The organism is Corynebacterium sp. AOP12-C2-36, from assembly GCF_052379185.1.
Taxonomy (GTDB): Bacteria; Actinomycetota; Actinomycetes; order Mycobacteriales; family Mycobacteriaceae; genus Corynebacterium.
Genome location: NZ_JBQSYJ010000066.1, coordinates 1 through 1,103, shown reverse-complemented (window position 1 = coordinate 1,103; position 1,103 = coordinate 1). Strand labels below are relative to the sequence as shown.

Below are 1,103 nucleotides of genomic sequence, written 5' to 3'. Positions count from 1 at the left end.
TTAGCGTGTGGTGTAGCCACCGTTGGCGAAGATCGTCTGACCGGTGATCCACCAGCCGTCAGTCGCCAGGAACCTGATGATCGGCGCGATGTCCTCGATCTGGGTGAGCTGATTGCCCATGGCCTGGGACTTGTGGAACTCGACTCGTTCCGGCGTTTCCTGGCCGTAGAAGAACGGCGTGTCCATCGGGCCGGGGGCCACGGCGTTGACCGAGATGCCACGGTCGGCGAACTCCTTGGACGCCGCACGGGTGAAGTGCTCCACCGGGGCCTTGCCGCCGGCGTAGGTGGAGTAGCCGTCGGTGAAGGCGGCCAACAAGGCAGTGACCACGGTGATGATCTTGCCATCGTCGGAAAGATGCTTGCCTGCCTCCTTGATGAAGAAGTACGCAGCCTTGGAATTGATGTCGAACATCGAGTCGTACTCGTCCTCGGCGGTCTCGACGATGGGCTTGCGCAGCACCTTGCCGGCGGTGTTGATGGCGATGTCGATCTTGCCGAACGTCTTCTCGGCCTCGTCGAACAGGGCTGCGACGTTCTGCGGTGCGGTCAGGTCGCCTTGGAAGATCGCACCCTGGACGTCTTCAGCCTGCACAGCGGCGAGGGTGTCCTCGGCATCCGGTCGACTGGCATCGGAATTGTAGTGGATCGCCACGTTGGCTCCGGCAGCCGCGGACTGGCGCGCCACCAGGCCTCCGAGATTCTTGCCGCCTCCGGCGATCAGGACGTTCTTTCCCTTGAGCGTGTGCTCAGTCATGCTGTCTTCCTTTCTCGTGGACTTCACGGATGAACATATCAGAGATATGTTGCGCCGTATCGGCGATACGTACGCTACGGTAGCAGAATGAGCAGGGACGCGTCGACAGGAACGAGAGAAAAGTTGATCGCCGCTGCCGCGGACATGATCGCCCGCTCGCCCGGCGAGGACTTCTCGCTGCGGGCGGTGTGCGACACCGTGGGAGTCAAGCTGCCCACCGCCTACCACTTCTTCGGCTCGAAGCAGGGACTGGCGGACGCCGTGGTCGAGCACGGCTTCGACATGTATATCGCCAAGAAACTGGCGATGGAGTGGACCGGTGACCCGATCCAGGACATCCGCACCGG

Annotated in this window: 2 protein-coding genes; one reads left to right on the top strand and one right to left on the bottom strand. The window is 62.2% G+C overall.

Annotated elements, in window-relative coordinates:
* Positions 1-756 carry an SDR family oxidoreductase gene (locus ACT3UN_RS16475; protein WP_444657661.1) on the bottom strand — a complete coding sequence of 252 codons (756 nt, stop codon included), beginning with the start codon at positions 754-756 and terminating at the stop codon, positions 1-3.
* A gap of 87 nt (positions 757-843) precedes the next feature.
* On the opposite strand from ACT3UN_RS16475, the gene ACT3UN_RS16470 reads away from it, so the two are divergent.
* A partial coding sequence (locus ACT3UN_RS16470; protein ID WP_444657660.1) for a TetR/AcrR family transcriptional regulator occupies positions 844-1,103 on the top strand: 260 nt, incomplete at its 3' end.